The 8,888-nt window shown below is 66.0% G+C and carries 8 protein-coding genes; 5 read left to right on the top strand and 3 right to left on the bottom strand.

What is annotated here, in order from left to right; translation table 11 throughout:
- Window positions 1-288 precede the first annotated feature (288 nt).
- Window positions 289-828 (top strand): FHA domain-containing protein, encoded by a 540-nt coding sequence (locus tag ACWEO2_RS36520; RefSeq protein ID WP_452409540.1) that lies wholly within the window; start codon window positions 289-291, stop codon window positions 826-828.
- Between the two features lie 268 nt (window positions 829-1,096).
- On the opposite strand, the gene ACWEO2_RS36515 is transcribed toward ACWEO2_RS36520, so the two are convergent.
- Window positions 1,097-2,968 carry a serine/threonine-protein kinase gene (locus ACWEO2_RS36515; RefSeq protein ID WP_452409539.1) on the bottom strand — a complete coding sequence of 624 codons (1,872 nt, stop codon included), beginning with the start codon at window positions 2,966-2,968 and terminating at the stop codon, window positions 1,097-1,099.
- 217 nt (window positions 2,969-3,185) lie between these two features.
- Here ACWEO2_RS36515 and ACWEO2_RS36510 point away from each other — a divergent pair, with 217 nt between their 5' ends.
- The 3 genes from ACWEO2_RS36510 (at window position 3,186) to ACWEO2_RS36500 (ending at window position 7,002) form a co-directional block, all read left to right on the top strand.
- A complete protein-coding gene (locus tag ACWEO2_RS36510) occupies window positions 3,186-5,495 on the top strand; it encodes an FdhF/YdeP family oxidoreductase (protein ID WP_452409585.1) in 2,310 nt (769 codons plus the stop codon).
- A gap of 72 nt (window positions 5,496-5,567) precedes the next feature.
- Window positions 5,568-6,401, top strand: coding sequence for a formate dehydrogenase accessory sulfurtransferase FdhD (fdhD, locus tag ACWEO2_RS36505; protein WP_452409538.1), 834 nt, complete (start codon window positions 5,568-5,570; stop codon window positions 6,399-6,401).
- A 67-nt stretch (window positions 6,402-6,468) separates the two neighbouring features.
- Window positions 6,469-7,002, top strand: a complete 534-nt coding sequence (locus tag ACWEO2_RS36500) for a hypothetical protein (protein ID WP_452409537.1) — start codon at window positions 6,469-6,471, stop codon at window positions 7,000-7,002.
- Window positions 7,003-7,079: 77 nt separating this feature from the next.
- Here the strand turns inward: ACWEO2_RS36500 and ACWEO2_RS36495 are convergent, their stop codons facing one another.
- Together ACWEO2_RS36495 and mihF are read right to left on the bottom strand one after the other, a co-directional pair.
- Window positions 7,080-7,490: an NUDIX hydrolase gene (locus ACWEO2_RS36495; RefSeq protein WP_452409536.1), complete on the bottom strand. Its 411-nt coding sequence runs from the start codon at window positions 7,488-7,490 to the stop codon at window positions 7,080-7,082.
- A 49-nt stretch (window positions 7,491-7,539) separates the two neighbouring features.
- The gene (mihF, locus tag ACWEO2_RS36490; RefSeq protein ID WP_354960125.1) at window positions 7,540-7,854 is read right to left on the bottom strand and encodes an integration host factor, actinobacterial type; all 315 of its coding nucleotides are present in this window, start codon (window positions 7,852-7,854) and stop codon (window positions 7,540-7,542) included.
- A 555-nt stretch (window positions 7,855-8,409) separates the two neighbouring features.
- On the opposite strand from mihF, the gene ACWEO2_RS36485 reads away from it, so the two are divergent.
- Window positions 8,410-8,787, top strand: coding sequence for a nuclear transport factor 2 family protein (locus tag ACWEO2_RS36485; RefSeq protein WP_452409535.1), 378 nt, complete (start codon window positions 8,410-8,412; stop codon window positions 8,785-8,787).
- The last annotated feature ends 101 nt before the right edge of the window (window positions 8,788-8,888 follow it).

Here is an 8,888-nt window from a genome sequence, read left to right as displayed (position 1 = left end):
ACAGCGCAATCAACGGGATCGGCGCGTTCTACGGGTGCCCCCCGGCCGGCCTCCGCGCCGGACGGGCCGACCGAGAAGGCTGGGCCCGCCGACTCAGCGCAAGCAACTGGGTCTGCTGGGATTTCGCGGCAGTCCTCCGCGCAGTCCGGAGCGCCCACCGAAAAAACGAGTCGGAGGGCATCGGCGGAGTCGCCGGTTGGCGAGCAGGCTGCGGCATCCACGAAGGGGCGAACGGCGGAGTACGGGTCCGGGGAGGTAGCGACACCGCAGGACGTCAGTACCCAGGCTATGTCCGCTGCCGAGCGTGCGGAGTCCGGTGGGTCGCGGGCAGGTGCATCGGTACGGCCCGAACCTATTGCGCTGCACAAGATCCCGCCATTGCAAGGGCAACGACCGCGACCGCTGCGGCCGGTTGGCGGCGCGGGCAATCCGGAGAGTCCGAGGCCGGTCGCCGGTGCGTTGATTCTCGAGGACGGTGCGGCATATCCGCTGGACCGGGCGTATGTCGTCGGTCGAAGTCCGACGATCGACGAGGCGGTACGTGCCGCGACAGCCACGCCCATCACCGTCCCTCGTGACCGCCACATCTCCCGCGTGCACGCCTACGTCTCGGTCGACCGCGGCAAGGTCTACGTCCGCGATGCCGCCACTCCCGCGGGAACTTTCATCGCGGCCCCAGGCGACGATGACTGGACGCGCGTCGGCACCGCCCCGATCGAACTGCCGCCCGGCTGGAGCCTGCGCATAGGCCAGCGAATCATCACCTACCGCTCCGAGAACGACCCGAAGCATCCGACGGAAGCCACTGGTAAGGGCCGCCGTTCCTGAGCGGATCGCTTGCCCTGCGAAGACGTGCCGCGCGGGGCTTCCCACCGTATCTGTCGATCCCGGCCGAATCCGCGCGGATTCATCGAACCGAACCGGTAGCCGAACTAACCGGCATCGAACAGGACCGCACAGGCGCCGTTCCGCTGGCAGCGCATTCAGCCATCTTTCCCGCGGCGCCCGGCGGAGGAGCCTGCGCCGCTCGCCGATCCGCCGTGCGCCGAACCGGCACCGAACAGGACCGCACAGGCCCGTTCTGCCGCTGGCACACTCAGCGATCTTCCCGCCTTGCGCGGCGAAGGAGCCTGCGCCGCTCGCCGATCCGCCCTGCGCCGAATGCGACTGCGAGGCCCGCGCCAGCGGCGAGTACCCCACTGACGGCCAGGGTGGCGACGGTTGGCGGGGTACCCCGGAGAATCCAGGCACCACCGGCGACCGCCCCGGCCAGCATGGCCGAACTCACGCACAGACCGATGAAATTGGCGATTCCACCGTGGCCACGACGCAGTGTCCGGGCGTTGGACTCCACGTAGGCGGCGGCGAACAACGCGAGGATTACGATCACGGCCGAAGCGGCGGTCAGCGTCGGACGCTGCGCCGTATGCAGTTCGACTCGCTGCGTCGCGATCTCGGTACCGTTGCGCAGCAGAGTCAGCTCGCCGTCGAGATCGCCCGCCAATACCTGCCGGTCGACCGGATCGGGCAATACAACCGCGCCACCGGGCTGCAGCGGCACCGGATCTCCACCCAACCGCACACCGACCACATGCACTGCGAGCGAAGCCGAATCGACGTCGATCCCCTTGACTTGCACTGGAATCGGCTCGGACAGATCAATGTCGATCGGATTCGACCTCGTCGGATCAACACCGGCAATGGTGACCGTGCCCGGTACCAGGTCTCCGCCGGCCGTGGATGCACCGAGCCCGAGCACCACGACCGCACAGGCACCCGCCGCACACAACACTCCCGCGAGCAGCGGTAGCCGAGGCGAAGCGAACGTGACGACATCCCGAATGGGCACCAGATCGCGCCGATCGACATCAGCCAGCCGAACACCCTGGTCCGGCAACCCGTACCGCGGCCGCACCCGGCCCATCGGGGGACGCTGCGATCCGGCAGCGATCTCGCCGGTTACCGGTGAGATCGGCCCCACCACCGTCCCATAACCCTGCGTACCTCCCGGTTCCAGCATCGCCGCACCCGCCCGCCGTGCAGCACGACTACCCCCGGTCGCGGCGGCCACAATGGCGTCGGCGCCGATCACCGGGATACCCACCGAAGTCAGCCAATCGCCGCCCCAGCAGGAGGCGGCGAGTTCGGCGAGCGCGATGCCGAAGAGTTCGGCGGTGTCGAAGCGGTCGGCGGGATCGGTCGCGAGGCCGCGCATCACCACATCGGCGATCGGTCCGGGAACACCGGGCGCTACCTCGGTGAGGGGTATGGGATCGCCGAAGGCATGGGCGAAAAGCGTTGCGAGGTGGTCATCGCTCGGCGGGAAGGGCAACACACCGGACAGCAGCTGATAGAGCATGGCGGCCAGCGCGTAGACGTCGGTCGCGGGGGAAAGCGGTCGTCCGCGCGCCTGCTCCGGCGCGATATAGGACGGAGTGCCGACGATCGCGCCGGTCCTGGTGACCAGGGTCTGGTCACCACCGACGATCTCGGCAATGCCGAAATCGGTCAGTTTGATCGCACCGCCGGTGCCGAACATGAGATTCGACGGTTTGACGTCACGGTGCAGAATCCGGTGGCGGTGCGCTGCTTCCAGTCCCGCCGCACAGGCCAGCCCGACGGCGACCGCGGTCGCCGCGTCGAACCCCTCGGTGGCGAACCGGCTGCCGACGGTGCCGCCCGGCAGGTATTCCATGACCAGCAGACACAGCTCATCCTTCTCGATGTAGTCGAAAACCCGCACCACATGGCGATGATCAATGGCCGCGAGCAATCGCGCCTCGGCGACGAACCGGCGGCGCACCTGTTCATCGTGCGCGAACTGGGGTGGAATCTGTTTGATGGCGACCGGTCGGCCCAACCGCCGGTGCGTGCCCGCCAGCACCACACCGCATCCACCCCTGCCGACCTGGGCGCCGATATCGTAGGCGGGCAGCGCGGCCCGCAACCTGCCGGTGTCACTGGTCAAGTCGTCGCCCATCCACTCGGAACCGCACGGTATTCGTACCGTCGATTTCGTCGAGTTCCCCGGTGGATGCGAAATACTCCTCCGGCGCGACTTGCGGTGTCGGGGAACAGTATCCGAGCAGGAATCCGACGGCCACGGCACAGCTACGAACGCGGCGGCCCAGGATCGGGGTAAGGTTGCCCGCGACAAAATCCGTGCGGTGTGGACAATGTCCAGCATGCACCGCAATGGACCGACACAGGACATCGACGAGTCCGCGCTGACCGTGACCCCGCCGAAAAAGCAGGCCGCGGGCGTGACCGCCGTGGCCGTTGCGCTGAAACGCGCGGTCGAGGAGATGGGTGTCGTCCGGACCACCCGCACGCTTGCCCGGGTCAATCAGGTGCACGGTTTCGACTGCCCCGGCTGTGCCTGGCCGGAGCCTGCGGGGCACCGTCGTCCGGCGGAGTTCTGTGAGAACGGTGCCAAGGCTGTCGCCGAGGAGGCGACACTACGCACCGTCACCCCCGAATTCTTCGCCGCGCACTCGATCGAGGAACTGGCGGGCAAATCCGGCTACTGGCTGGGCCAGCAGGGCCGACTCACCCACCCGATGGTGCTGCGCCCCGGCGATACGCACTACTCCCCGATCGAGTGGGATGACGCCTACCGGCTCATCGTCGAACACCTGCATGCCCTGTCCTCCCCGGACGAGGCCCTGTTCTATACCTCCGGCCGAACCGCCAACGAGACCGCATTCCTGTATCAACTGCTGGTCCGCAGCTTCGGCACCAACAATCTGCCGGACTGTTCGAATATGTGCCACGAATCCTCCGGCGCCGCGCTGACCACCTCGATCGGCATCGGCAAGGGTTCGGTCTCGATCGATGACTTCACCAAGGCCGATCTGATCATCGTCGCGGGCCAGAACCCGGGCACGAATCATCCGCGCATGCTCAGCGCACTGGCGGCCGCGAAGGCCAATGGCGCCAAGGTCATCGCGGTCAACCCGCTGCCGGAGACCGGACTGCTCGGCTTCCGCGACCCGCAAACCGTCAAGGGTTTCACCAGCGGCGTCGCCATCGCCGACGATTTCCTGCAGATCCGCCTCGGCGGCGATATGGCGCTGTTCCAAGGCCTGGGCAAACTGCTGTTCGAAGCCGAGGACCGCGCGCCCGGCACGGTGGTCGACCGCGAGTTCGTCGACGCCCACTGCGCTGGCTTCGCCGAATACGAAAAGAACATACGTGCTGTCGATCTCGCCACCGTCCGCACCGCGACCGGCCTGTCCGACGACGACTTACACCGCACCGCAACACTTCTGGCCGAATCGAAGAACGTGATCATCTGCTGGGCGATGGGGCTGACTCAGCAGCGCCACGGCGTCGCCACCATCGAGGAAGCCGTCAATCTGCTACTGCTGCGCGGCATGATCGGCAAGCCCGGCGCCGGTGTGTGCCCGGTCCGCGGCCACTCCAACGTCCAAGGCGACCGCACCATGGGCATCTGGGAGAAGATGCCCGATACCTTCCTCGACGCACTCGACCGCGAATTCGGCATCACCAGCCCGCGCCAGCACGGCTACGACACCGTCGAAGCCATCAAAGCCATGCGCGCTGGTACCGCGAAGGTGTTCTTCGGCATGGGCGGCAATTTCGTCTCCGCCACCCCCGATACCGAGGTCACCGAGGCCGCCCTGCGCAGCTGCGCGCTCACCGTGCACGTCTCGACCAAACTCAACCGCAGCCATATCGTGCACGGCCGCACCGCATTGATCCTGCCCACCCTCGGACGCACCGACCTCGACCTCCGAAACGGCACGAAACAGCAAGTGTCGGTGGAGGATTCGATGTCGATGGTGCATCTGTCCACCGGCCGACTGCAGCCGGTCAGCGATCAACTGCGCAGCGAAGTCGCCATCGTCTGCGAACTCGCCCAGACCCTCTTCGGCGCCGATCACCCGGTGCCGTGGGCGCAGTATCAGCACGACTACGACAAAATCCGCGACGCGATCGCCCGGGTGGTACCCGGCTGTGCCGACTACAACACACGAGTCCGTCAGCGCAACGGCTTCGTGCTACCGCACCCGCCGCGCGACTCCCGCGAATTCCGCACCGCCACTGGCAAAGCCAATTTCGCGGTCAACGAATTGAGCTGGGTCCCGGTGCCCGAGGGCCGATTGATCCTGCAGACCCTGCGCAGTCACGACCAGTACAACACCACCATCTACGGCCTCGACGACCGCTACCGCGGGGTACACGGCGGCCGCAAGGTGATCCTGATGCACATCGACGACATCACCGAATTCGGTTTCGTGGACGGTGATCTGGTCGATCTGATCTCCGAATGGACCGATGCCACCGAACGCAAGGTGACCGGCTTCCGCATCGTCGAATACTCCACTCCGCGCGGTAATGCCGCCGCCTACTATCCCGAAACCAACCCGCTGGTTCCGCTGGATCACGTTGCGGCACGGTCGAATACACCAGTGTCCAAAGCGGTGACCATCCGAATCGAAGCACACGTCCATACCGGACAGCCCACATGAGCAACCCCAGCGAGCGAACCAGGTCGCAGCACACACCGCGCACGACCGAGCCGAACGCGGAGAGGCGCAATCATGAGTAGAGTCACCGCCCGCAGACGGATGCGCCGCATCTCCCCCAACGGCATTGTCGAGCGCCCGGATTCACTCGCCGTGGAGGAGCCGCTGGAAATCCGCCTCGACGGCCAGTCGCTCACCGTCACCATGCGCACCCCCGGCAGCGATATCGAACTCGTCCATGGATTTCTGTTGGGCGAAGGCATCATTCACACCGCCGAGGATGTGGTCAGCGCCCGCTACTGCGCGGGCACCGACGAGGACGGTCGCAACACCTACAACGTCCTCGACATCCACCTGCGCACCCCCACCCCCGTCCGCGGCCGCAACTTCGTCACCACCAGCGCCTGCGGCCTCTGCGGCAAAACCGCACTCGACGAGGTCCGCACCCGCACCCGATATCCGCTCCCGACCGTCTCGATCTCCGTCGGCAGCGATACCCTCGCCGCCCTGCCCGACCGATTGCGCACCCGCCAAACGGTTTTCGACGCCACCGGCGGCCTGCACGCCGCCGGCCTGTTCACCGCCGACGGCACCGCACTCGCCGTACGCGAAGACATCGGCCGCCACAATGCCGTCGACAAAGTCCTCGGCTGGGCCCTACTCCAAAACCGCATCCCCGCAAACGATCTCGTACTCATCGTCAGCGGCCGTGCATCCTTCGAACTGGTCCAGAAAGCCATCATGGCCGGCATACCGATACTCGGCGCCGTCTCCGCCCCCAGCTCGCTGGCCGTCGACCTCGCCACCGAATCCGGCCTGACCCTGGTCGGCTTCCTGCGCGGCGACACCATGAACATCTATACCCGCCCGGACCGGCTGACCATTACCGACGAAGTCGCCACCTATTGATCACGGCCGATGTCCGTTTTACGGTGACAACACCAGATCCATAGTTCGGCGATGAACGGAGACACCGATGCGGATCACGGTCGATGGCAAATCCGGCGGACTACGCGTGCGTATGCGGTTCGAACAGCAGCGCAACCGCTGGCTTTCCGTCCGAATCATATTGGGGGTATTGGCATTCCAGGGCGCGGCCGTCGGTCTGTGGGCGGTTTTCGCGCCGCATTCGTGGTACACCAGCTTTCCGGGCTTCGGCATGCAGTGGATCTCGGCCGACGGTCCGTACAACCACCATCTGGCCTCCGACGTCGGTTCGTTCTTCCTGGCGCTCACTGCGGTGACGCTGGCCGCACTCTTCCTCGGCGGCAGCGCGTTGGCGCAGGTCGCGGGCCTGGGCTGGCTCGTCTTCGGGGTACCGCACCTGATCTATCACGTCTCGCACAAGCCAGCCGAGATGGGCGCGGGCAGTTTCACCCTCAGCATCATCGGCGCGGTGCTGATCGCCGTCCTCGGTTTGGCGCTGATCCTGGTCACCCCGCGCGGACCGCAGTTGCGCGATCCCGACCCGATCACCTTCCGGCTCCCCCGCCGCCGCACATCCCGCTGACTCCCCGGAACAGTCAACGCCCCACAGCGCATGCCGTGGGGCGTTTGGTCTGTCGCATGTGGATGCGCGTCCGACGTTCAGGACGCATTCCATCCGCCGATCTCGGTCAAATGGTCGAGGGCCCGCACCACCGCCGGTGCGCACCGATGACCATCGCCCGGTCCGAGCCACGCCATCTCGGCGATCTCCGCGGCCGGAGCCGGTATGCCGTGACCGGGTGCGCGGAAGCAGTGCATCTCCACGAGCGTTCCGGGACGCCCGTGGGCGGGGGCCGTAATGGTCACCACGGGCGTGATCCGGTGCGCCTCCAACTCGACGCCTACTTCCTCGCGAACCTCACGAACGAGCGCTCCGGCCAGGGTTTCCCCGGGCTCGGGCTTGCCGCCCGGCAGATAGAAGGCGTCGCGTCCCTCGGTCCGGACCGCGAGCAAGCGGCCGTTCTCGACGCACAGCCACGCCACCGACGTGAGCGTTGGTTCCCCGATCATGGTGTGGAGCTGACCCTTTCGAGCGACAAGCAGTCGCTGGCGCTAGTTGTCAGTCCTTCAACGCTTCGAGCAACGCCGCACGCTGGCGTGCGCCGAGTCCGCCGATGCGGCGGTCCTCGGGGATCTCCGCTTGGTCCATCAGCTTGGCGGCCTTTACCGGTCCGACGCCGGGCAGTGCCTTGATCACGGCAGCGACCTTGGTCTTCTTGACCAAGTCATCGCTGTCGGCCTTCTTCAACAATTCGGCGACCGATACCTTTCCGGCCTTCACCTTGCCGATCAGTTCCGAGCGTGCCTTGCGGACCGCAGCCGCTTTGGCCAACGCCTCGGTGCGCTGTTCGGCGGTCATGGTAGGCAGTGGCATGTCTCCTCCGCTTTCACTCATCACTCGAACATCTGGTTGACCGGACCGAGTAAACAGCACTACAAGCACCACACTAGCTCGACACACCGGGGTCGGACGGCGGGAAATAGCGACAAGTTTTCTGGAACCAGCGCACACGCCCAGGTAAAACAGGCAGCCGCAGGCGGTAACACCCGAAGCCTCAATGCCGAAACCACTAGCAGACGCACTAGTGCGGGACAGAAGGTTCAACGGCGAACCAGGGAATCAACGGCGATTCCGGCACCGGGCGCGATCGGGGAACACAGCGATGTGGACGACGATCGTCACCGTATCCAGTAGAACTAGCGCGCCAACAAGAATGCCGAATGGGCATGATCGGCCCGTTCGGTGCGCAAGATGCTAGGACAAGTGCTGGCGCGGGGGGCAATCTGCGCCAGTACGTCATCCCCCTCCCGGCTATCGGGATTCCCCGCAACGCGGCCATGGGGCACTGCTAGGCTCCGAATTAGAACACGTTTCAATTCGTCGCCCCGGGCGACTGCTCGCCGGTCGCTCGAAACAAGAGGGGTTTTCATGGCACAGCAGATCCGCGATGTGGTCGAGCAGTACGTCAAACTGGTCGGCTCGGGTCCCACCGAAGAGATCGTCAACCTCTACGCGCCCGACGCGGTGGTGGAGGACCCCATGGGCACCGAGCCCAAGCGCGGCCATGAGGCCATTCGCGAGTTCTACGCCGTGATCGCCAACCTCGATCGGGAGACCGAGCTGCGACCGGAGACGATCCGCATCACGGGCAACCACGCCGCCTTCATGTTCACCCTGGTCACCAAGTTCGGCGAGCAGCGCTTCACGCTCTCGCCGATCGATGTGATGGAGTTCGACGACGAGGGCCGGATCGTCAGCATGCGCGCCTACTGGGGCCAGGACGATATGCGTAGCGAAGCAGTCTGAATCAGGGCGAACAGTCCGCGGGTGCGGCTGGCTGTCCGAACGTCTGACCACCCAGCGATACCTGGTGGGCGACACCATTACCGAGGCCGACGTGCGGCTGT

The sequence above is a fragment of the Nocardia sp. NPDC004278 genome, assembly GCF_053602975.1.
This window is presented reverse-complemented; position numbering and strand designations above follow the sequence as displayed.